General features: G+C 30.1%; 26 protein-coding genes and 1 pseudogene. 22 read left to right on the forward strand and 5 right to left on the reverse strand.

Annotation, left to right across the window (positions count from 1 at the left end; all coding sequences use genetic code 11):
• Nucleotides 1–150 precede the first annotated feature (150 nt).
• Nucleotides 151–924 (reverse strand): tRNA threonylcarbamoyladenosine dehydratase, encoded by a 774-nt coding sequence (locus LQK79_RS11645; RefSeq protein ID WP_053242121.1) that lies wholly within the window; start codon nt 922–924, stop codon nt 151–153.
• Between the two features lie 219 nt (nt 925–1143).
• Here LQK79_RS11645 and LQK79_RS11650 point away from each other — a divergent pair, with 219 nt between their 5' ends.
• From LQK79_RS11650 to LQK79_RS11660, 3 genes and pseudogenes are all read left to right on the forward strand, one after another.
• Nucleotides 1144–1341, forward strand: coding sequence for a hypothetical protein (locus tag LQK79_RS11650; protein WP_053242122.1), 198 nt, complete (start codon nt 1144–1146; stop codon nt 1339–1341).
• 162 nt (nt 1342–1503) lie between these two features.
• Complete coding sequence (locus tag LQK79_RS11655) at nt 1504–2793, forward strand: MFS transporter (protein WP_231016675.1); 1290 nt, start codon at nt 1504–1506, stop codon at nt 2791–2793.
• 157 nt (nt 2794–2950) lie between these two features.
• Nucleotides 2951–3058: pseudogene (locus LQK79_RS11660) on the forward strand (transposase); the annotation flags it as partial.
• Nucleotides 3059–3228: 170 nt separating this feature from the next.
• On the opposite strand, the gene LQK79_RS11665 reads toward LQK79_RS11660, so the two are convergent.
• Both LQK79_RS11665 and LQK79_RS11670 read right to left on the reverse strand, forming a co-directional pair.
• Nucleotides 3229–3585 carry a hypothetical protein gene (locus LQK79_RS11665; RefSeq protein ID WP_053242125.1) on the reverse strand — a complete coding sequence of 119 codons (357 nt, stop codon included), beginning with the start codon at nt 3583–3585 and terminating at the stop codon, nt 3229–3231.
• 188 nt (nt 3586–3773) lie between these two features.
• Nucleotides 3774–4118 carry a phenylpyruvate tautomerase MIF-related protein gene (locus tag LQK79_RS11670; protein WP_231016676.1) on the reverse strand — a complete coding sequence of 115 codons (345 nt, stop codon included), beginning with the start codon at nt 4116–4118 and terminating at the stop codon, nt 3774–3776.
• Nucleotides 4119–4289: 171 nt separating this feature from the next.
• Here LQK79_RS11670 and LQK79_RS11675 point away from each other — a divergent pair, with 171 nt between their 5' ends.
• From LQK79_RS11675 to LQK79_RS11750, 16 genes are all read left to right on the forward strand, one after another.
• Nucleotides 4290–5504, forward strand: a complete 1215-nt coding sequence (locus LQK79_RS11675; RefSeq protein ID WP_231016677.1) for an ATP phosphoribosyltransferase regulatory subunit — start codon at nt 4290–4292, stop codon at nt 5502–5504.
• The gene (hisG, locus tag LQK79_RS11680; RefSeq protein WP_231016678.1) at nt 5494–6126 is read left to right on the forward strand and encodes an ATP phosphoribosyltransferase; all 633 of its coding nucleotides are present in this window, start codon (nt 5494–5496) and stop codon (nt 6124–6126) included. The genes LQK79_RS11675 and hisG overlap by 11 nt, the downstream gene beginning before the upstream one ends.
• Before the next feature lie 16 nt (nt 6127–6142).
• Entirely contained in the window at nt 6143–7438 is a 1296-nt protein-coding gene (gene hisD, locus LQK79_RS11685; RefSeq protein ID WP_053242126.1) for a histidinol dehydrogenase, read from the forward strand.
• Between the two features lie 13 nt (nt 7439–7451).
• Nucleotides 7452–8036, forward strand: a complete 585-nt coding sequence (gene hisB / locus LQK79_RS11690; RefSeq protein WP_053242127.1) for an imidazoleglycerol-phosphate dehydratase HisB — start codon at nt 7452–7454, stop codon at nt 8034–8036.
• A gap of 15 nt (nt 8037–8051) precedes the next feature.
• Nucleotides 8052–8663 (forward strand): imidazole glycerol phosphate synthase subunit HisH, encoded by a 612-nt coding sequence (hisH, locus tag LQK79_RS11695; RefSeq protein WP_053242128.1) that lies wholly within the window; start codon nt 8052–8054, stop codon nt 8661–8663.
• Nucleotides 8660–9376, forward strand: coding sequence for a 1-(5-phosphoribosyl)-5-[(5-phosphoribosylamino)methylideneamino]imidazole-4-carboxamide isomerase (gene hisA / locus LQK79_RS11700; protein WP_231016679.1), 717 nt, complete (start codon nt 8660–8662; stop codon nt 9374–9376). The genes hisH and hisA overlap by 4 nt, the downstream gene beginning before the upstream one ends.
• Nucleotides 9377–9387: 11 nt before the next feature.
• Nucleotides 9388–10149 carry an imidazole glycerol phosphate synthase subunit HisF gene (gene hisF / locus LQK79_RS11705; RefSeq protein ID WP_231016680.1) on the forward strand — a complete coding sequence of 254 codons (762 nt, stop codon included), beginning with the start codon at nt 9388–9390 and terminating at the stop codon, nt 10147–10149.
• 30 nt (nt 10150–10179) lie between these two features.
• A complete protein-coding gene (hisI, locus tag LQK79_RS11710) occupies nt 10180–10524 on the forward strand; it encodes a phosphoribosyl-AMP cyclohydrolase (RefSeq protein ID WP_053242130.1) in 345 nt (114 codons plus the stop codon).
• Nucleotides 10521–10853 carry a phosphoribosyl-ATP diphosphatase gene (gene hisE / locus LQK79_RS11715; protein ID WP_053242131.1) on the forward strand — a complete coding sequence of 111 codons (333 nt, stop codon included), beginning with the start codon at nt 10521–10523 and terminating at the stop codon, nt 10851–10853. Before hisI ends, hisE begins: the two co-directional genes overlap by 4 nt.
• Before the next feature lie 62 nt (nt 10854–10915).
• On the forward strand, nt 10916–11821 hold the full coding sequence (locus LQK79_RS11720) for an AEC family transporter (RefSeq protein ID WP_231016681.1): 906 nt from the start codon (nt 10916–10918) through the stop codon (nt 11819–11821).
• A 211-nt stretch (nt 11822–12032) separates the two neighbouring features.
• Nucleotides 12033–14018, forward strand: a complete 1986-nt coding sequence (gene tkt / locus LQK79_RS11725) for a transketolase (protein WP_231016682.1) — start codon at nt 12033–12035, stop codon at nt 14016–14018.
• A gap of 181 nt (nt 14019–14199) precedes the next feature.
• Nucleotides 14200–14535 carry a single-stranded DNA-binding protein gene (locus LQK79_RS11730; protein WP_053242134.1) on the forward strand — a complete coding sequence of 112 codons (336 nt, stop codon included), beginning with the start codon at nt 14200–14202 and terminating at the stop codon, nt 14533–14535.
• A 300-nt stretch (nt 14536–14835) separates the two neighbouring features.
• Nucleotides 14836–15480, forward strand: coding sequence for a PAQR family membrane homeostasis protein TrhA (gene trhA / locus LQK79_RS11735; protein WP_231016683.1), 645 nt, complete (start codon nt 14836–14838; stop codon nt 15478–15480).
• A 134-nt stretch (nt 15481–15614) separates the two neighbouring features.
• Nucleotides 15615–16463 carry a DegV family protein gene (locus LQK79_RS11740; protein WP_231016684.1) on the forward strand — a complete coding sequence of 283 codons (849 nt, stop codon included), beginning with the start codon at nt 15615–15617 and terminating at the stop codon, nt 16461–16463.
• A 19-nt stretch (nt 16464–16482) separates the two neighbouring features.
• On the forward strand, nt 16483–16917 hold the full coding sequence (locus LQK79_RS11745; protein WP_053242136.1) for a PadR family transcriptional regulator: 435 nt from the start codon (nt 16483–16485) through the stop codon (nt 16915–16917).
• A gap of 50 nt (nt 16918–16967) precedes the next feature.
• Nucleotides 16968–17519 carry a manganese efflux pump MntP gene (locus LQK79_RS11750; RefSeq protein ID WP_231016685.1) on the forward strand — a complete coding sequence of 184 codons (552 nt, stop codon included), beginning with the start codon at nt 16968–16970 and terminating at the stop codon, nt 17517–17519.
• A 203-nt stretch (nt 17520–17722) separates the two neighbouring features.
• Here the strand turns inward: LQK79_RS11750 and LQK79_RS11755 are convergent, their stop codons facing one another.
• Nucleotides 17723–19816 carry a methyl-accepting chemotaxis protein gene (locus tag LQK79_RS11755; RefSeq protein ID WP_231016686.1) on the reverse strand — a complete coding sequence of 698 codons (2094 nt, stop codon included), beginning with the start codon at nt 19814–19816 and terminating at the stop codon, nt 17723–17725.
• A 251-nt stretch (nt 19817–20067) separates the two neighbouring features.
• Between LQK79_RS11755 and LQK79_RS11760 the strand changes: the two genes are divergently transcribed.
• The gene (locus LQK79_RS11760) at nt 20068–20493 is read left to right on the forward strand and encodes a Fur family transcriptional regulator (protein ID WP_053242729.1); all 426 of its coding nucleotides are present in this window, start codon (nt 20068–20070) and stop codon (nt 20491–20493) included.
• A gap of 8 nt (nt 20494–20501) precedes the next feature.
• On the opposite strand, the gene LQK79_RS11765 is transcribed toward LQK79_RS11760, so the two are convergent.
• Nucleotides 20502–20852 carry a hypothetical protein gene (locus LQK79_RS11765; protein WP_053242728.1) on the reverse strand — a complete coding sequence of 117 codons (351 nt, stop codon included), beginning with the start codon at nt 20850–20852 and terminating at the stop codon, nt 20502–20504.
• A 94-nt stretch (nt 20853–20946) separates the two neighbouring features.
• Here LQK79_RS11765 and LQK79_RS11770 point away from each other — a divergent pair, with 94 nt between their 5' ends.
• Together LQK79_RS11770 and LQK79_RS11775 are read left to right on the forward strand one after the other, a co-directional pair.
• A complete protein-coding gene (locus tag LQK79_RS11770; protein ID WP_053242727.1) occupies nt 20947–21345 on the forward strand; it encodes a DUF6762 family protein in 399 nt (132 codons plus the stop codon).
• Between the two features lie 18 nt (nt 21346–21363).
• Complete coding sequence (locus LQK79_RS11775; RefSeq protein ID WP_231016687.1) at nt 21364–22341, forward strand: rhomboid family intramembrane serine protease; 978 nt, start codon at nt 21364–21366, stop codon at nt 22339–22341.
• The last annotated feature ends 15 nt before the right edge of the window (nt 22342–22356 follow it).

Consider the following 22356-nt stretch of genomic DNA (forward strand, 5'->3'; position numbering starts at 1 on the left):
CCCATTATCATTCTAGAACTCAAAGCAACCACTTTTTTTAAATAACCACTTAGATTTATAGAATTTATTATTGAAAGTGCTTTTATCTTATTCTAGAAAGATAATGGGCTTACGCCCAAACCCCGCATATGTGTATGTGACAAAGCATTGTTATTTCACTTTGTTATCATTGTATCCTATTATGTCTTTTATAACTTCTCCTCCAATTATCATTCCTGCAACAGGAGGAACAAAGGATATACTTGCCGGGATTTGACGCTTTGCAGTGCATTTTCTTGAACCGTTTGTGCATACACAGCCTTCTTTACAAGTTATGACTTCACCTATCTTAGGCTTTTTAGGCATTTCTTCAGAATAAAGCACCTTAAGAGATTCTACACCTCTCTTTTTTAGTTCATGGCGCATTACTTTAGCAAGTGGGCAAATTTTAGTTTTGTATATATCTGAAATTTTAAATTGAGTAGGATCTAATTTATTGCCTGTTCCCATACAGCTTATTATGTTTATATTATGTTCTTTGCACCACAATATAACTGAAATTTTTGATGAAACAGTATCTATAGCATCTATTACATAATCAGTATCTTCAGGTATTATTTCATGTATATTTTCTTCAGTTATAAATGTTTGATATGTATTCACTTCACAATGAGGATTTATGCTTAAAATTCTCTCTTTCATTACTTCAACTTTAGGTTTAGCTATAGTTTTAAAAGTTGCATGAATTTGCCTGTTAAGATTAGTTAAACAAACAGTATCATCATCTACAAGAATTAAAGTACCAATGCCTGATCTCGTAAGGGCTTCAACAGCATAGCTTCCAACTCCACCTATACCTAAAATTACAACCTTGCTTTTGTATAATTTTTCTAGATTATCTTTTCCAATTAATAATTCTGTTCTTGATAATGAATGTTGACGCATTTATTTATAGCTCCTTATATTAAAAATTATAGATATAGAATAACATTAAAAATAAATAACTTCAACCAAAAGTGTATTTGTATATTTTTTATTATTTGTTCTTAAGATAACTGGTTCAGTAGCTAAGTTTGCATTAGTTCTTGCAATTACAGTTATTGCGCAGATAATATTAGATCCAATTTGTCGAGTTTTTGCAGATTGGTTTGATGGAAAAAAATAATGATTTTATTAGATATTTTAAATGGACTTATAGTTCTAGCTATAGGAATTGTTTATAAAATAAATGGCATACTTCCAATGTCTTATATTTATTTTTCAGCTGTAGTATTATCAGTAATTTCTTTATTATATAGTTTTACCGGTTCTGAAGTGTTTCTAGGTATTATAGAAGAAGACAGGCTTTTAAGAGCAAATTGAATTAGCTTTTTTATTTCAGCATTATTTAATATAATTATTGATAAAAAGTAAGGAGTAATAGTATTTTGTAATACAATTCAATTATTTACATATTAATACTTTTATGATAATATATATTATAAAGTAAAAAAATATATATACAATGGAAATTGGGTGTCAATTATGAAAACTAATGTTATGAAAAATAGGGATTTTTTGTTGCTTCTTTCTTGTAAATTTGTTTCCTTAACTGGAGATGAAATACAAAGTTTTGCTCTATCACTGTATGTACTTCAGGTGACTGGTTCAGCTGCTAAATTTGCTTCAGTAATGGCTGTGGCTGTAATTCCAAGATTGATAATTGGACCCATATGTGGAGTTTTTGCAGACTGGTTTAATCGAAAGAAAATAATGATTATACTTGACGTAATTAATGGAATTGTGGTTAGTTCTTTGGTATTAATTTATAAAATTAATGGTTATCTAGGAATGATATATATATATACAGCAGTAATAATATTAGCTGTATTAAAAATGTTTTATAATTCAGCGGCATCTGCAGTGGTGCCAACAATTGTAGGAAAAGAAAGTCTTTTAAGAGCTAATTCTGTAAATTCTACTGTTTCTTTTATTCCAGAAATTATTGGACCTCTTATTTCTGGAATAGTAGTTGGTTTTTTTGGAATCGTATATATAATTCTATTTAATTCCATAAGTTTCTTTTTGTCAGCAGTGATAGAGGTATTTATTGAAATACCTAAAAATGATAGAAAAGATAGAAAATTTAACTTTTATCAATTCAGAAAGGATTTTATCGATGGTATTAGATATATTAAAGAAAGGGCAATACTTATGAAAATAACAATTTGCTGCTTTGCTATGAATTTAGCACTTAATCCTGTTCTTTACATTGGAATAAGATATATAGGAAAAAATGTGTTTAAAATATCAGATGCATCCATTGGGTCTATACAAGCTGTATTTACGGCTGGAGCCGTTATAGGTTCAATTATTCCTGGATTAATTAAAAGAAAGATAGAACCAAGTAAATCTTTTGCTGTTTCGACTAATTTAGGTGGAATATTAGTAATATTTGTAAGCTTCATTTTGGTATTGTATTATAATGGTGTAATTACAAACTTAATGTTTATGATAACTGCAATTACAATTCTTATTACTGTTATGGTAATATTTATAATAATGTCAAATGTGTTTTCCGCAACTGTTTTCCAAGCTGAAGCACCAAATGAGATGCTTGGAAGAATTGGAGCGGTAGTCTCAACGGCATGCGATGCAGCAATTCCAATAGGTCAGGTTGTTATAGGAATTTTATATGATTATACAAAATCATATGTACCAATGTTTTTGTGTGGAGTTATTATGTTGTCGTCGGGTTTATATTTTGTAATTAGCCAGAAATTTGATCATGCCAAGATGTGTAAAATGCAAAATAACAATAGTAATGCTATATAGCATCACTATTATTATTTTATGATTTTTCTTTTAACAGGTTGAGAGTGCGATAGCACCTCAACTAAAAGCCACCCGCTATGCAGGTTAGATTAAACGCTTAAGCAAAAAGAGATGTTATATGGCTCAAAGTTTAGCACATACTAAGTGGATGCGCAAGTATCACATACATTTATTAGTATTAATATCACCTAAAGAAAGTATATCGTCATTTATGGGATATTTAAAAGATAAAAGTGTAATCATGATATTTGATGGACATTTAAATTTTGATTGATTTTTAAAAAGGGAATGGGAGTAAATACCCAAACCCCAGATTATGGATAGAGCTAATATTTAGTTTAGATATCACATGGGCTGCCGCCCAAACCCCAGATTATGGATAGAGCTAATATTTAGTTTAGATATCACATGGGCTGCCGCCCAAACCCCAGAGGATTACTTCCATTCGAGTTGGCGGCGTTGGAGTTCTCGGTTGGCTTGTTTTTCCTTAATGTTTTTTAGGTCATCTTTGCTCATATGATCCTTGTTGTGTTCGATATATCCTCTTGTGGACCTGTAGGCCTCTTCTAATTGTTCCTTTTGCTCATGAGGGCTTGTGGTGTCTCCCATTATTTTAACTTCAAGAGTGTTAATTTCATCTTCTCTTCTTTTTTGTTTTTCTTCAGCAGTTTTTATAGATTCTGGTGATGAATACTTAGCACCTTGTTCAAAATGTCTTTCTGTTCTAGTATGTTTTTCTACTACATTTTCAAGTTGTTTAAGTCTATTTTTGGTTTCACATTTATCATCCATTTCTATTCCTCCTTTAGTGGGAAACGCTGAGTACTTTAATATGGTTTATTTATGTTCATTGAAGTACTCGCAAAATTAAATTTTATATATCTTTTATAGTTTGTACATAAATAGAAAATATATTAGAGAAATATAAGTGTTAAATGGATAATATTTTTATTGGAAATATTTACTTTAAATTAAATAATTTAAAAAAGTGATCCATTCCATCCCCAGGTATCAATCTCCTCAATAGTTACATATATTGAATCCTTAGGTATCCCAAGTTCCTTTTCAAATAAAGAGCAAATTTGTGATGTTAAATTATTTTTACAAGCTTTTTCAGCATTTCCAAATATTTTAACCTCAACAAAAGCAGCTTTTTCTTTTTTCTCACCTTTAAAATATAAAGTGTAATTATCTTCAAAGCCAACCATGAGCCAGCTTTCACTTTTGCCTGGAAGAATACTAATTAAATTTCCAAGTTCCTTTTTTACAGTTTCTTTTTTAGAATCATCCATTTTTACAGTTACTTTTGAATTTATAAATGGCATAACAAAAACCTCCTAATAATTAATTATTTTAAATTACATATACTAAAATTATATACCACATTATTGTGTATATTTGCAATTTTTATTTGACATCAGCATATAATGTTGGTACAATATATTTAACACATTAGCGTGGTAAAGCAATAAAGTAAATTACAGGATGTGATAGGAATGATAAATTTAAGAAAATATATACCTGAGGGTACAAGGGATATTTTATTTAATGAGTGTACAAACAAAAAAAATATAGAAGACATACTAAGAAGTGTTTATATAGAAATGGGTTATAGAGAAGTAAATTCTCCAATCTTTGAATTTTATGATGTATATAACCTTAAAAATCAGCCTATAAAACAAGAAAAAATGTATAAGCTTTTTGATAATATGGGAAGAATGATGGTATTGAGACCAGATATGACTACACCTATAGCGAGAATTGCAGCTACAAAAATAAAAAATAAAAAATATCCTATGAAGCTTTGCTATACTGGAAATGTGTACAGAATGAATGAAGTTCTAAACGGTAAAATAAGTGAAGTAACTCAATCGGGTATAGAAGTAATTGGAAGTAACAATCTAAGAGCAGATGTTGAAGTTTTAATTGCTGCAATAAAGGCACTTATAAAAGCCGGACTTAAAGGATTTAAAATAGAAATAGGGCAAGCAGAATTTTTTAAAAGTATAGTTGAAGATATAGATATTGAAGAAGAGTATATAGAACAGCTTAGAACTTTAATTGAAAACAAAAATTTTAGCGAAGTTGAAAACTTCATATTTGATAATAAAGAAAAATTAAAAGATAAAGGCAATATACTTTCCAAGCTTCCAGAACTTTTTGGAGGCAAAGAAGTAATAGAAAAAGCTAAAAAACTTATAAACAACGAAAAAGCTTTAGATACATTAAAAATAATTTCAAAGGTATATGAAGTTGTTGAAAACGCAGGCTACGGGGAGTATCTTTCAATAGATCTTGGAATGGTACAGCATATAAATTATTATACTGGATTAATATATAGGGGATATGCTAAAGGTATAGGAGATACGCTTTTAAGTGGTGGGAGATATGATAATTTAATAAATCAGTTTGGATGTGATATTCCAGCTACAGGACTTGCTATAAATGTTGATAATTTAATGGAAGCTTTAGAGAATAGTAATAAAAATTGTGCTGATGACTTTGTAAAATTCATGGTTTTTGGAGTGAAAATTGAAAAGGCATATTTAGAAGCTGATGAGCTTAATAAAAAGGGCATAAAAGCAGAAGTTAGCCTTTTTGATACTCTTCATGAAACCATAGAATATTGTATGAAAAATAAAATTAGCAAAGTAAAAAATATAGATAATGGAGAAACAATTGATGTGAGGAGTATTAACAATGAAAAATAATGCACCTATTAGAATTGCACTTACAAAGGGAAGAATAGAAACCAAAGCAATACAAATATTTGAAAAGGCAGGCATTGACTGCAGCGAGCTTAAGGATAAGGGAAGAAGACTAATCTTCCATGATGTGAAAAATAATATAGACTTTGTACTTGTAAAGGCAGCAGATGTTTTAACTTATGTTGAACATGGAGCTGCTGATGTAGGTATAGTTGGAAAAGATACCCTTATGGAAATGAATAAAGATTGTTATGAGGTCTTAGATTTAAAAACAGGTAAGTGTAAATTTTCATTAGCATCACTTCCTGATTTTAAGTTAAATGAAGGCTGTAATAGAAAAAAAATAGCGACTAAATATCCTAATGTTACTAGAAATTATTTTAGGGAAAAGGGAATGGATGTTGAAATAATAAAAATTGAAGGCTCTGTTGAACTTGCACCAATACTTGGACTCGCAGATGCTATAGTAGATATAGTTGAAACAGGGAATACTCTAAAGGAAAATGGGCTAGTGGTATTTGAAGATATATGTAATATAAGCACAAGAATGATAGTAAATAGAGCAAGTATGAAACTTAGAAAAGATGAAATAGGCACAATAATAAGCAGGGTGAAAAACATTTAGAAGGGAAAGAATATGAATGGATGATATTATAAATATTATATATAATGGCAGCGAGGAAGGAAAAAGATATTTTGAGTCTCTAAAAGAGAGACAAGGAAAAGCAGATGAAAGTGTAATGAAGATAGTGGAGGATATCCTTCAAGAGGTAAGGAAAAATGGGGATAGGGCTTTAACTTACTATACTAGAAAATTTGATTGTCCTAATATAAATGAAATAAAAGTTTCAAAAGAGGAAATAAAAGAAGCCTATGATAAAGTAGATAAGGATTTTATTGATGCACTTAAAACTGCAAAAGAAAATATATGGGATTTTCACGAAAAGCAAAAGGAAAATTCTATGATAGTACCTTCAAAAGATGGAATAATGATGGGACGTATTGTCAGAGGACTTGAGAAGGTAGGAATATACGTACCAGGTGGAACAGCAGCTTACCCATCTTCTGTGCTTATGAATGCCATTCCAGCTAAGGTTGCAGGGGTAGAAAAGATAATAATGACGACGCCTCCTATGAAGGATGGTTTTATTAATCCTAATATTTTGGTTGCAGCAGATATTTCTGGAGTAGATGAAATTTATAAGGTTGGAGGAGCTCAAGCAGTTGGTGCCTTAGCTTTTGGAACAGAAACTATTGATAAAGTTGATAAAATAGTTGGACCTGGAAATATTTTTGTGGCTATGGCGAAGAAAAGCGTGTTTGGATTTGTTGATATAGATATGATTGCAGGACCAAGTGAAATACTTGTAATATCAGATGAAAAGGGTGACCCTGAGTATATAGCAGCAGATTTAATGTCACAAGCAGAACATGATAAGCTTGCTTCTGCTATTCTTGTTACTACTTCAAAAGAACTAGCTGCAAAAGTTGCATGGGAATTAAAAAAGCAGGTAGAAAAACTTGAAAGAAAAGAAATAATATTAGAATCACTTAAAAATTATGGGGCTATAATAATTACATCTAATATAAAGGAAGCTATTGGAATTGGAAATACTATAGCACCTGAGCACCTTGAACTTATGCTGGAAAATCCTTTTGTATACTTAGGAGATGTAAAAAATGCAGGCTCGGTATTTTTAGGATATTATGCTCCAGAACCACTTGGAGACTACATGGCGGGTCCTAATCACGTATTGCCTACAAGTGGTACTGCAAGATTTTTCTCACCTCTTTCCGTAGATGACTTTGTAAAAAAATCAAGTTATCTTTATTACTCAGAAGAAGCGCTAAGAGGAGTAAAGGATAAGGTTGTAAAACTTGCAGAGACAGAAGGATTAACTGCTCATGCAAATTCTATAAAAGTAAGATTTAAGTAGAGGTGAAGGTATTGTGAGAACAGCAAATATACAAAGAAAAACAGGTGAAACGGACATAAGTGTTGAAGTGGACTTAGATGGTGAGGGTAAATATGAAATTGATACAGGTATAGGTTTTTTTGATCATATGCTTTCACTTATGGCAAAACATGGACTAATAAATTTAAAGGTTAAAGCTAAAGGCGATACTTATGTTGATTCCCATCATACGGTTGAAGATGTGGGAATAGTAATTGGCGAGTGCATTAAAAAAGCTCTTTCAGATAAAGCTTCTATTAATAGATATGGAACTGCCTTTGTACCTATGGATGAAGCTCTTGCACAGGTTTCAATGGATATAAGTGGAAGACCATTTCTTGTTTTTGATGCAGATTTTACAACAGATAAGCTTGGAACTTTTGATACTGAAATGGTGGAAGAGTTTTTTAGAGCAGTAGCTTTTAATTCAGGTATAACACTTCATGTAAGGGTTCTTTATGGGAAAAATAATCACCACATGATTGAAGGCATTTTTAAGGCTTTTGGAAGAGCACTTAGCGAGGCAGTTTCAAAGAATGAAAGAATAAAAGGAGTAATGTCTACTAAAGGAATGTTATAGAGAGGTGATTATGATATGAAAAGAATAGCTATTATTGATTATGGAATGGGAAATTTAAGAAGTGTACAAAAAGCTTTCGAATTTATAGGGGTTAAACCTTTAATAACTTCTAAAATACAGGAGATAGAGAGCAGCGATGCAATAATACTTCCAGGTGTAGGAGCCTTTCCTGATGCTATGGAAAATTTAAGTAGATTAAATCTTGATAAGATAATTGTAAATGAAGCTAAAAAAGGAAAGCCACTTATGGGAATTTGTCTTGGAATGCAGTTATTATTTAATGAAAGCGAAGAAGTGAGGCTTACAGAGGGACTTGGACTTATAGATGGAAGAGTAAAAAAATTTGAAGTGGATTTAAAAATACCTCAAATAGGTTGGAATAATATTAATATTTCAAAGCCTTGTACTGTATTAAAAGATACAAAAGAAGGTGAATATGTGTATTTTGTACATTCATATTATGCAGAGTTAAAAAATGAAGAAAATTTGAATGCGTATTGCAATTATGGAGTTAAAGTACCCGCTGTTGTAAGTAGAGGAAATATATTTGGACTTCAATTTCACCCAGAAAAGAGTGGAGAAGTTGGGATAAAAATGCTTAAAAACTTTTGGGAGCTGATAAAATGATAATTTTACCTGCAATTGATATAAGAGATGGAAAATGTGTAAGACTCTATAAAGGAATATTTGAAAAATCTGAAATAGTAGCTGAAAGCCCTGTAGAAACAGCTAAGTCTTTTGAAGAAGATGGAGCAGAATATATACATGTTGTTGATCTTGATGGAGCACTTAAGGGTGAGGTTATAAATATAGAGACTATAAAAAACATAGTTGAAAGTGTAAATATACCAATAGAACTGGGTGGTGGAATAAGAAATATAGAAACTGTTGATAAACTTATTGAAATAGGGGTTAAAAGGGTTATTCTTGGAACAGCAGCACTTAATGATAAAGTATTTGTAAAAGAGGCTGTTAGAAAGTATGATGATAAAATAGCAGTAGGAATAGATGCCAAAGATGGGTTTGTTGCAGTCAATGGATGGCTTGATGTTAGTAAATCAAATTATATAGATTTTGCTAAATTTATGGAATACATAGGAGTAAAAAATATAATACTTACAGATATAAGCAAGGATGGAACTCTAGAAGGACCAAATTTTAATATGTTAAGAGAACTTAGAAAAAATGTAAAGTGCAATATTACAGCATCAGGTGGAATAAAGTCTATAGATGATATTTTAAAGTTAAATGATATGAACCTTTATGGAACGATAGTTGGAAAGGCAATATACAGTGGAAACGTTGATTTGAAGGAAGCGATAAAAAAGAGCAGAGAGTAGGAGGGATTAAAGTGCTTACAAAACGAATAGTACCATGTCTTGATGTAGATATGGGAAAAGTGGTTAAAGGAATTAATTTTGTAAATTTAAAAGAAGTTGGAGACCCTGTCGCTATAGCTGATTTTTACAACAAAGAAGGGGCAGATGAGATAGTTTTTTTAGATATAAGTGCCACTAATGAAGGCAGAAAAACTATGATAGATGTTGTGAGGAAAACAGCGGAGAGAGTTTTTATTCCTCTTACGGTTGGAGGTGGAATAAGAAGCCTTGAGGATTTTAAAAATATTTTAAGAGCTGGAGCGGATAAAATATCTGTAAATTCAGCAGCTATAAGAAGACCAGAGCTTATAACAGAGGCAGCAGAAAAGTTTGGAAGTCAGTGTGTTGTGGTTGCTATAGATGGGAAAAAAAGATCCGACAATTCAGGTTGGAATGTATTTATAAATGGAGGAAGAATAGATACAGGGCTTGATGCGGTTGAATGGGCATTAAAATGCGAAAAACTTGGAGCAGGAGAAATACTTTTAACAAGTATGGATGCCGATGGTACAAGAAATGGGTATGATGTTGAGTTTACAGATACTATATGCAAAAGTGTAAGAATACCTGTAATAGCATCTGGAGGTTGTGGTAAACTTGAAGATTTTAAGGAGATATTTGAGAAAAGCTCTGCAGATGCAGCTCTTGCAGCTTCACTTTTTCATTATAGAGAACTTACTATAAAAGAGGTTAAAGAGTATTTAAAAGGAAGCGGAGTAGAAGTTAGAATTTAAAACAAAACCTAAAATAAAGGAGGATATAATTTGAAAGCTAAGGAGGTAATTGATATAGTAAATTTTTCAAAAGGACTTGTGCCAGCAGTTGTTCAAGATTTTCAAACCGGAGAAGTGCTTATGCTTGCATATATGGATAAAAAAGCTTTTGAAAAAACCATAGAAACGGGAACTTCATGGTTTTGGAGTAGATCAAGAAAATCATACTGGAATAAAGGAGAAACTTCTGGACATTTTCAATATGTTAAAGAAATAAGCGTTGATTGTGATGGGGACACCATTTTGTTAAAGGTAAAGCAAGTTGGTGCAGCGTGTCATACTGGAAATAGAAGCTGTTTTTATAGAAAACTTGAGTGTAAGGAGAGGGAAAAATGATTGATAAAAAAGTTTTAAATGAATTATATGCTGTTATAAAAGATAGAAAAGAAAATCCAATGGAAGGATCATACACAAATTATCTTTTTAATAAAGGTATAGATAAAATACTTAAAAAAGTAGGAGAAGAAAGTACAGAAGTTATAATAGCTGCTAAAAATGAAAACAAAGATGAATTTGTAGGAGAAGTTTGTGATGTAATATATCACCTTATGGTACTTCTTGTGGAGAAAAATATTAAGCTTGAAGATATATCAGAAGAATTAAACAAAAGAAGCAAAAAGATTGGGAATAAGAAAGCGGAAAGAAAACCTGTTGAAAAAATATAGGCTGTTGTTGTAAAATTATAAATGTGATTGTTTTTATTTAAACTTAAAGAGGAGGCATAATTTTGAACAACAGCATTTTTAATCAAGTTGAAATTTTAATTTTGATGATGGTAGTTGGAGTGATTTTAAGAAAATTAAATGCTATAACTGATCAGGTTAATAAGGGATTATCATATATACTTGTAAATGTGACAATGCCCTTTTTAATTATTAATTCATTTAATTTTAGTTTCTCAAAAAGTATGTTTCAAAAGGGTATTATGATTTTTCTATACTCATTATCTATACATATTTTTCTTATAATTTTAAGTAAGGTTACTTATTTTAAATTTCCACAGGATAAAAAGAAAGTTATGAAATTTGCAACCATATTTTCAAATTGTGGCTTCATAGGATATCCTATAGTTGCAGGCTTGTATGGCAAGGTGGGAGTTTTTTACACATCGATATATACAATACCCTTCAATATTTTTTTGTGGTCTTATGGTACACTTCTTTTTACTGATAAGAATGATGAAAATATATTTAAGAAGGTTTTTTTAACGCCTCCAATGATTGCTATGTTTATTGGACTTATAATGTTTTTCTTTTCCTTGAAACTTCCAAGCCCAGTTATTAAAACAGCAGAAAGCATTGGGAATATGACTACACCTCTTTCTATGTTTGTAATAGGGGCAATGCTTGCAGACGTAAAATTTAAAGAAATTTTCTCCGGTATTAGTGTTTATTACGTCAACCTCATAAAGCTTATTATTGCACCTGTAATTGTATTTTTATTTTTAAATGTATTAGGAGTTCAAAAAACTGTTTTAGATATATGTGTAATTTTAACGGCTATGCCATCTGGTACTATTGTAGGAGTTTTTGCAGAAAATTATGGTGGAGACAAAAAAATTGCATCAAAATGTGCCTTTTTAAGCACAATATTATCTGTATTTACGATACCAATTATATTTATGTTGCTATAATTTTAGCTAAAACATAGTTAATTTATAGATAAATTTAAAAAAGTTTGTTATAATTTTAGTTGATTTAAGGATAATTAAAGATAAACCACCTTGAAACTTGAAATTTATTTGTAACAAAATGCCGTCTTCTGGGCATTTTGGTGCACATAAATTTCAATAGTTGAAGCGGTTTATCTATATCTCTAATAAAAGTTGAAAGGTGAGAGCAAATATGAATATTGATGAATTAACAGTAAATACCGTAAGAGTTTTATCGGCAGAGGCTATTCAAAAAGCAAATTCTGGTCATCCAGGAACTCCTCTTGGAGCAGCACCAGCAGCATATGCTTTATGGTCAAAAAAATTAAAACATAATCCTTTTAATCCTAAATGGATAGATAGGGATAGATTTGTTTTGTCAGCAGGTCATGCATCTATGTTACTCTATTCACTTTTACATTTATTTGGATATGAGGTTTCAATAGACGATATAAAGAATTTTAGACAATGGGAGAGCTTAACTCCAGGACATCCAGAGTACGGAGTTACACCAGGAGTTGAAATAAGTACAGGACCACTTGGTCAGGGAGTTGCTAATGGAGTTGGTATGGCAATTGCAGAAGCTTATTTAGCAGAGAAATTTAATAAACCTGACATAAATATTGTTGATCATTATACTTACGTGCTTGCAGGAGATGGATGCATGATGGAAGGAATTTCTTCTGAAGCAGCATCATTAGCAGGTACTCTTGGCCTTTCAAAACTAGTAGTCATATACGATTGCAATAACATATCTATAGAAGGAAATACTGAAATAGCATTTAGAGAAAATGTTGGTGCTAGATTTAAAGCTTATGATTGGAATGTAATAGAAGTTGAAGATGGAACAAATATGAAAGCTATAGTAAATGCTATAGATAAAGCTAAAAGTCAAAATGAGAGACCATCTCTTATAATATCAAAAACTGTAATTGGTTTTGGAGCTTCAAAGCAAGGAACAGCAGGAGTTCATGGTTCACCACTTGGAGAAGAAGGAATTAAAGAATTAAAGAAAAACTTAGGATGGAATTATGCAGAAGATTTTTATGTTCCAGAAGAAGTAAAAGAACACATGCTTAAGGTAAAAAATGAACTTAAAGAAAATGAAAATAAATGGAATGAACTTAGAAAAAATTACGCTGAAAGCTACCCAGAATTATCAAAGGAATTTGACGAATGGATGAGTGGAAAGGTAACATTTGATTTAGATAAATTAGAAGAATTGTGGAATGTAGAAAAACCTACGGCAACAAGAGATGCATCAGGAAATGTAATAAATGCGCTTACAAAGATTATTCCTAATCTTATTGGTGGATCAGCAGATTTAGCGCCTTCTAATAAGACTTATATGAAGGATAGAGGTGACTTCTCAAAAGAAAATAGAGGAGGAGCAAACCTTCATTTTGGAGTTAGAGAGCATGCTATGGCTGCTATTGGAAATGGAATTGCTGCACATGGTGGATTAAAAGTATTTGTTTCAACTTTCTTCGTATTTAGTGATTATATGAAGGGTGCTATGAGGATGTCAGCACTTATGCATCTTCCTGTAGTTTATGTACTTACGCATGACAGTATAGGGGTCGGTGAAGATGGTCCAACTCATGAACCAATTGAACATTTAGCTGGACTTAGAAGTATACCAGATTTAACTGTTTTAAGACCATCAGATGCGATAGAAACAGCAGCAGCTTGGAAATATGCACTTACTGAAAGCGATGGACCAACAGCATTGGTGCTTACAAGACAAAAGCTGCCTTTATACAAAGAAACGCCAAAGGATTTAAAAAGAGGAGCTTATATACTTAAGGATTCAAAGAAAGATAAACCAGATATGCTTCTTATGGCATCAGGTTCTGAAGTTGAATTAATATATAAGGCAAAGGATGAACTATTAAAAGATGGTATAGATGCAAGAGTTATAAGTGTACCTTCCTTTGAATTATTCGATGCACAGGATGAAGAATATAAAGAAAAGGTTATGCCTAAAGAAGTTAGAGCAAGATTTGCTGTAGAGGCTGCGGCTTCTTTTGGATGGCATAAATATGTAGGACTTGATGGTAAGGTGCTTGCTATAGATCATTTTGGAGCTTCTGCACCTGCTGGAATTTTATTTAAAAAATTTGGTTTTACAGTGGAAAATGTTATAAAAATGTGCAAGGAAATTGTAAAGAATAAATAGCTAAGAAATATAAAAAGCGGTGTGCGTTTATGCATACTGCTTTTGTTTTTCACATTTTTAAAATGCATTTTAGATTTATAAAATTTTTTTAATGTGACAAAACATTATTACTTGATATTGTTTATATATTACATAGTTGGATATAATATCATATAAATAAATTAATAAGGAGAGCAATATCATGAATAAAATACTTTTAATAGGTAGAATGACTAGAGAACCTGAAATCAAACATATTGAAGAAATAGATAAAACTAGGTGTAATTTTACTATAGCAGTAAATAGAAGAGTAAAAAATAGCGAAGGAATATTTGAAGCAGATTTTATACCAGTAGTTGTATGGGGAAAAATAGCAGAAAATGTAGGTAAGTATATGCAAAAGGGAAGTCTTATAAGTGTAATTGGAAGACTTCAAATTAGAAGTTATACTGATAAGGATAACAATAAAAGGTTTGCAGCAGAAGTTGTGGGAGAAGAAGTTCAATTTTTAGAACGCAAAAAAGAGGCAATTTCATAATAGTTTACAGTAAATATCTTTTATGAGTTAAATGAAATATATAATGCAAGGTTGTAAAAAGTTTATAAGAAAGTTTTGAAAAACTATAAATAAAAGAATAAAGTGTTATAATTTAACGCATGATATTTAAAACAGGCGGTGTATTGGATGCATAAAAAGCGGTTTTTATTAATAATTATAACACTTTTATTATTTATAGTTGCTGTAACTGGAATAGTTTACAGGGGGAAAATAAAAAGAATTATATATTGTGCATGTGAATTTTAAAGAGTAATATATATTTTAAGAGAGGTGAGTAATTTGGAAGATAATAAAAGCTTTTATAGTAAAGGGGAGGAAATTGCAAATGCAATAACGCATGGAATTGGAACGTTACTTGCTATAGCAGCTCTTGTTTTGCTGATTGTTTTTGCAGCTAAGTATGGAGACGCATGGTATGTAGTTAGTTATACAATATATGGCGTATGCCTTGTGCTTTTGTATTTATTTTCTACTCTATACCATAGTATTTGTGCTAAGGGTGCTAAAAAGGTATTTAGAATATTTGATCACGCTTCAATATATATACTAATAGCGGGAACATATACTCCTTTTGCGCTTACTGCGCTTAGAAAACATGGTGGATGGGTTATTTTTGGAGTTGTATGGGGAGCTACTTTAATTGGTATAGTAACAAAGGTGTTCTTTTGCGGAAAATTTGAAAAAATGTCTACGCTTCTTTATGTGGTAATGGGCTGGATGATAGTATTTTATATAAAAACGTTGATCTCAGTTATACCATTAAATGGGGTAATATTGCTTGTTGCTGGTGGAATAATATATACATTAGGAGCTGTATTGTTTCTATTTGATAAGATACCATATAATCATGCAATATGGCATCTATTTGTTATAAGCGGTAGCGCATGCCATTTCTTTTGTATATTACTTTACTTGATTAGGTAATCGGCAAATAACATTATCAATACTGATATGTATCACTATTGATAATCATATCAGTAGTGATATAATTAGTTAGGAGCATTTTACGTTAAAGTTCTAAATACATATTATTGGTTAAAATCAGGAGGAATTATAAAATGGAAAAAATAGCTTTGATAACAGATACTACTTCAGATTTATCAGAGGAGATAATTAATAAATATGGAATTAATGTTTTATCTTTTAGAATTATTTATAGTGATAGAGAATATAAAGATAAGGTAGATATAACATCAGAAGAGGTTTATAAAAATTTCAAGTTTGAAATACCAACATCATCAATGCCGGCACTTCAGGATATGGAGGAATTGTATAATAAACTTGAAAGGGAAGGCTATACTCATGCTATAGCAATTACTCTTTCAACTGGATTATCAGGAATATTTAATGGACTTAAGTTAACAGCAGAAAATCACAAAAACATTAAGTCATATATATATGATTCAAAGTCTGTAACAATAGGGGAAGGTGTTCTAGCCCTAGAATGCGCTAAGTTAATACAAAGTGGAAAAAGCTTTGATGAAATTGTTAAAGAAATTCCTTTTATAAAAAAAAGAATACACATGTTTTTCGTTGTTAGTACATTGGAGTATTTGAAAAAGGGAGGTAGAATAGGAAAATTGTCAGGAACAATAGGACAATTTTTAAATATAAAACCAATAATAGCAGTAAATGAAGAAGGAACCTATTATCCATATGATAAAGTTAGAGGAAGAAAACAATCTATTAATAGATTACTTGAAATAGCAAAAGATATAACAAGTAAATGTAAATGCAGTGTTTATATTGCCCATGGAGATGCAGAGCTGGAAGCTCGTGACTTATTTGAAAAAGCTAAAGTGCTTCCTAATGTGGTATCTGCACATTTTTGTGGTTGTGTTACTCCTGTTATAGGTGTTCATAGTGGACCGGGGGCTTTAGGCCTTGTAGTATTAGAACAAAATTAGAAACTGGTGAATCGTTAATATGGATATAAAAGAAGAAGAAAAGCGTTTATATGAAGAGTATAAGCGAAAATTGGCGGAGCTTAAAAAAGTTGAAAAAGAAGGCAAAGCGGTTGGGCAAGTATTTACAAAAGGGCTGTTACCACTTTATGTACTTTATATATTAAGCTTGGGTGCTACTAATGGTAATGATATAGCACATAAAATAGGTCAGAAAACTAATGGACTTTGGATTCCAAGTACTGGTGGAATATATCCTATATTAAAAAAAATGGAAAAAAATCAATTGATAATCGGTAGATGGAATGAAGGAAATAAGAAAATACAAAAGGTTTATACAATTACAAATGAAGGTTTGATGGAGCTTGAAAATAAAAAATTGCTTTTAAAGGATAAAATGAAGGAAGCACTAGAGGTCTTTAGGATTGTTTATAAGGATTTATATGATGAAGAGTGATATTATCTAGGTATAAAATGGTTTATAGTACTTAAATTAGGAGGATTTTAATGAGTATATATTTACTGTTTATAATAGCAGTAGCTCTTTCACTAGATGCATTTGGTGTAGCATTAAGTATTGGATTTAATGAGGCTGTAAAGAAAAAAAATAAAATATTTTTTGCACTTTCTTTTGGTACTTTCCAGGCTTTATTAACCTTTATAGGGGCATATGCTGGCTTTGTATTTAATACGTATATAATAACTATTCCTCAAATTATAGGAGGCACTGTAATATCTATTGTAGGAGTGCTTATGATAAAGGATGGGTTTGAAAAAAAAACCGAAAATATTCTCTTGAGTTTTAAGATGTATATTATTTTAGGTATATCTGTTAGTATAGATGCTGCAGTAGTGGGATTTACAATATTTAATAATATTAATAGCAATTATATAGTTATAACCCAATCAATATTTATAGGAATTATGACCTTTGTTTTATCTAATCTAGCTTTTTTTGTTGCAAAATTCTTAAGAAAGATAGAGCTTATAAAGAGATATGCTGATTACATAGGGGGAGTAATTTTAGTATTGTTTGGCATAAAGATGATGTTTTTTTAAAAAAATTGCGAAGTAACAGTATCTTGGAATATTAAATAAAATTAATAAATCTAAGAGTCTAAATCCTAAAATTCTAAGAACTTTCAATAACTCGCCTTTGGCTCAGACAGATTGAAAGTTCTAAGCCTTTTACGATTTAGGCTCTAAGATCTATAAAATTTTATTTAAACTATTCCTTCAATACCGTTACTTCGCAATTTTTTTTAGAACTTAAAAGTATTTATTAGCTTTTTTAACTCTTCGGATTGTGTACTTAATTTATTAGCTAAGTTAAATACTTCTTCATTTACCTTTGTTTGCTCCATTACTGAAGCTGAAACTTCTTCAGTAGTAGAGGTGTTTTCTTCAGAAACACTTGCTATGCTGGAAATATTATTATTTAATGTTGTTTTTTCTTTATCAATCAAGTTCATGGCATCTATTGAGATTTTCATAGATGATCCTATTTCAGAGATGGATTTTTCAATTTGAGAGAAGATTGAAATTGTTTCTTTAACCTGCTCTACTTCATCTGAGAAACTGTCTTGAGCTTTAGTTGATAAATCAAGGGAAGATGTTATTGAATTGTTAATTTTACTCAATATAACACCTATGTCGTTTGAAGCATTTTGAGATTGAGATGCTAGCTTTCTTATTTCATCTGCAACAACAGCAAAGCCTAAGCCAGCTTTCCCAGCACGTGCAGCTTCTATTGATGCATTTAAAGCAAGTAAGTTAGTTTGCTCAGAGATTTCATTAATTTTACTTAATATTACAGTTATATTTTTAGTGTTGGAAGCAAGATCATTCATTTTAGTTACAACTTGTTCCATGGCTTTTGAATTAACGTTAGATGCATTATTTAAATTAGCTATTATAGAGTTACTCTTAGATAACAATTTTATTGATTTATCCGTTGCAGAATCTACGGATGTAAGCAAAGTAACGCTTTTACTTATTTCACTATTGAAGTTGTCTGATATTTGTAAACATTTTAAAGTATCTTCTGTTTGCAGTGAAGAACCACTTGCAATTTCTTGTACAGCAGCGGTTATTTCATTTGAAGATTCTCTAAGGTTATTAGAAATATCAAGTATATGCGATGAAGATTTATTTGTTTCTGAGCTTAGTGTTGAGGTACGCAAAAGTACATTCTTTAAATTGACTATCATTTTATTAAAGTTTTCAGAAAGATTGTTTAATTCTGATACAGTATATTTTTTATTGCAGTCAACATGGAAATTTCCATTGGATAAATCTTTAGTAATACCTATCATATCTTTAATTGGCATAGAAATTTGATAGGTTGTAATTATAGAAATAATTAAGGAAACTATTATACAAAGCACAGTTATTATTATTGTGAACATACCTATACTATTTGCAGTTGCTGATAATTCTGATTTAGGAACTAGTCCTATTATTTTCCAACCTGTGCTGGTTGAGGTGGAATATACACCGTACATATTTTTATATGTAAAGCTTCCAGTAGATGAATTTTTTATTTTAGGGAAATAAGCATCTTTTAATTTTGTCCCAACAAGATTTTCATTTTTGTTAGAGATTATGTAACCATCATTATCAACTATACATATATAACCATCCTTACCTATTTTTGATTGTGATAATTTAGAATTTAAAGCTTCCATATCAACATCAATACATAAAACTCCTGCCATTTTAAAAGTAGATGGATCTTTTACTGATCTAACTAAACTTAGAGTAAGCTTATTTTTACTGTCGGAACCTAAATATCCTACTTTTCTTGGAGATGTCCAAAAAGACTTACCATCTAAATCCAATGCTTTTTTATACCAGTTTGAAGCTCGATCGGCGTTTAAAGCATCTTCATCTATAGTATCTGAAAGTGATGATACAGATAACCCATTATCATTTATTATGGCGGCACTTTTTATTAAATCTATTGAATCTGATACAGGAGTAATATAAGTGCTTTTTAATTTAGATCTTGTAGAATATAAATCAAAATCATCTTTTTTACTATCATCTGCAAGTGTTGAAGTAAAATTAGAATTTTGAAGTAGTTGCATAGAGTTGCTGTTTATAGTTGAATTTATTAATTCAGCATAGTTTTTTGTCTGATTTAATATTTGAAGTGTTGAGTTTTTAAAATCATCAGTAACTTTCCATTTTGATATTAAATATGTTATTATTCCACACAAGAGTAATGAAACTACTATAAGTGAAGAGAAAGAAAATACTAATTTTTTTAATAATCCATCCTTAATTTTTAAATCTGCAATTAAATCCTTAGATATAGTTTTATGTAATCTAGTTTTAGAATGTTTTTTAACCATTTATACCCCTCCCTTATATATATAGTACAATATTGTGAAAACGATTTAAAGAATATTGGATATTTTTATACAATAGTATAAACAATTTGTATATATTAACTAAAAATTCTACATATTTTTAAGGAAAATTAGTAAAAAGATTAAATTAGAATTTACTAATCAATTTAGAAGTTAAAAGTTTACTAATAAAATAATATTTATGATATAATTAAGAAAGTATTATAAATTATATTAAGGTGATGTAATAAACAATGGAATGGAAAAGTTATTTGCAGAATAAGAATATAAAAGTTACTAAAAGCAGAATTAAAATTTTGGATATTTTAAATAAGACGGATAATGCTCTAAATGTGCAAGAAATATACGATTATTGTAAAAATTGTGGACTTAATATAGATTTGTCTACTGTATACAGAAGCATAGATTTATTCGAACAAAATAATATATTAGATAAAGTTGACCTTGGAGATGGAAAATATAGATATAAGATAAAAGGTCATAATCATAAACATATTTTAAGATGCTGTGTTTGTCATAAGGAAATCGAAATAGACTGCCCTATGACTCAAATTGAAGAATTAATAAAAAATGAAACTGGGTTTGTTTTAGTAGATCATGAATTAAAGTTAAAAGCTATGTGCAAAGAGTGTATAAATAAATGCAATAATAAAAAGTAAATAGAGTTTTATTGTGTATTAAAATCAGTATCTTGATATGGAATTTCTTTTATACTTTTCATTTTCCATGTACCTGACTTGTTTTTAATGAGTGTCAATTCATAGCTAACAACTCTATGTGGTGGACTTTTTTTTATTCCTGTAATTACAAGAGTCGATTCATGTCCATCAGAAAATTTTAAATAATAAGAATCTATTTTATATAGTTTATTCTTATTAAAAATTCCAGTTGTTGTATAGTACTCAGATGCATATGTTATGTCACTACACTTGTGTATTAATATTGTGTGATGTATATATAATATTAATAATAGTAAAACTATTGCAATTAAAATATACTTAAATTTAGCTTTATGCATTTTAACACGACCTTATGGAAAAATTTACAAAATAATTATATAATTTATAAGGCTGATTTGCAATAGTAATATATTGGAAAGGACGGTTTTTTATTTGGATTTTTCATCTTTAGTTTTAATGGAAAAAGATAGGGAAGGCAAAGTTTTTATAAGAGAATTAGGAAGTTATGTTGTAAGTGAGGGAGCTGAACACATAAAAAAGCTCTATTACAATGGAGAAAAAGTAGTTGCTTTTTTTGATACTAAGGTTGATGTTGAGGATTGGGAATACAGTGCAATTTATAATCTTATAGATGAAAGTGTTTTTTCTTCTAAAGGGTTTGTTATTAATTCTGTAGATGAAGAATATAATCCTACATGGCGTGTAGAGTTTGATTATATAGATGACCATGAGGCTATGAGAAGAAAAATAAATCTTTTATGTGCATTAATAAATGATGAAATGAAGAGGGTATTTAGTGTCATTAAGGATAAAAAAGAAGATTATATCTAGATTTTTTAAGGAGAATAAATGGATAAGTTTCAAAAGTATTTGATTGAAAGATTGTGCAGCAGCTGTGGTGGTCTTTTGGTAGAATTTAAGAATAATGCATACGGTGCAAGTTTTTGGGCTGTATCATTTGAAAATAATGGTTCAAGATACTATATAATTTTTTCTGATATTGACAATTTTGATAGAATGACAGATTTGTCTTGTGAATATGGAAGTTTAAAGGATATTGGAAATGAATTTGTAATAAGAGTTATTTTTATACGTGGAAAAATACAGGATATGCAGCAATATACTGAAGGAAATATTATTTTATTAGATAAAAGCATCAGAAAAGTTGTCTATTCTAATGATATTATCTCAAATACAAGTACGCTACTGCAGCAATTCATGGATGAGATAAAAGATACAAATGAGCAAGGAAAGTATTGGGTTACATGGAGTATTATTTTGGTAAATTTAGCTATGTACGTTGTTTCCTCTATACTTTCACGAAACCCATTTACAATGGATGTTAATGTTTTAAACACACTTGGAGCAAAGAATAATGAGCTAATTATGTCTGGTCAATATTATAGGCTTATAACCTGCATGTTTCTTCATGGAAGTTTGATACATATAGCATCAAATATGTATTCATTATATTGTGTTGGATATATGGTTGAAAAGATTTATGGTAGAATTAAATATACTTTTATATATTTTTTATCAGGAATAATTTCTTCATATGTGAGTTTCTTATTTAGTGATGCTATATCTATTGGTGCATCTGGTGCTATTTTTGGGGTACTTGGAGCTGTTTTGGTATTCTCCTTTAGATTTAAAAACAAAATTGGAAAAGAACTTTTTGTAAATATAATGGGTGTAATAGTATTAAATATTTTTATAGGAATGAGCATGACTAATATAGATAATTTTGCTCACATGGGTGGACTTATAAGTGGAATTATTATCTCAGCTATTTTAGGCTTAAAAAGAAATAAAAGTGAAAGACTTTAACGATGCTTTGCACGT

Source organism: Clostridium guangxiense (genome assembly GCF_021043395.1).
In the GTDB taxonomy this organism is placed as follows: Bacteria; Bacillota; Clostridia; order Clostridiales; family Clostridiaceae; genus Clostridium_S; species Clostridium_S guangxiense.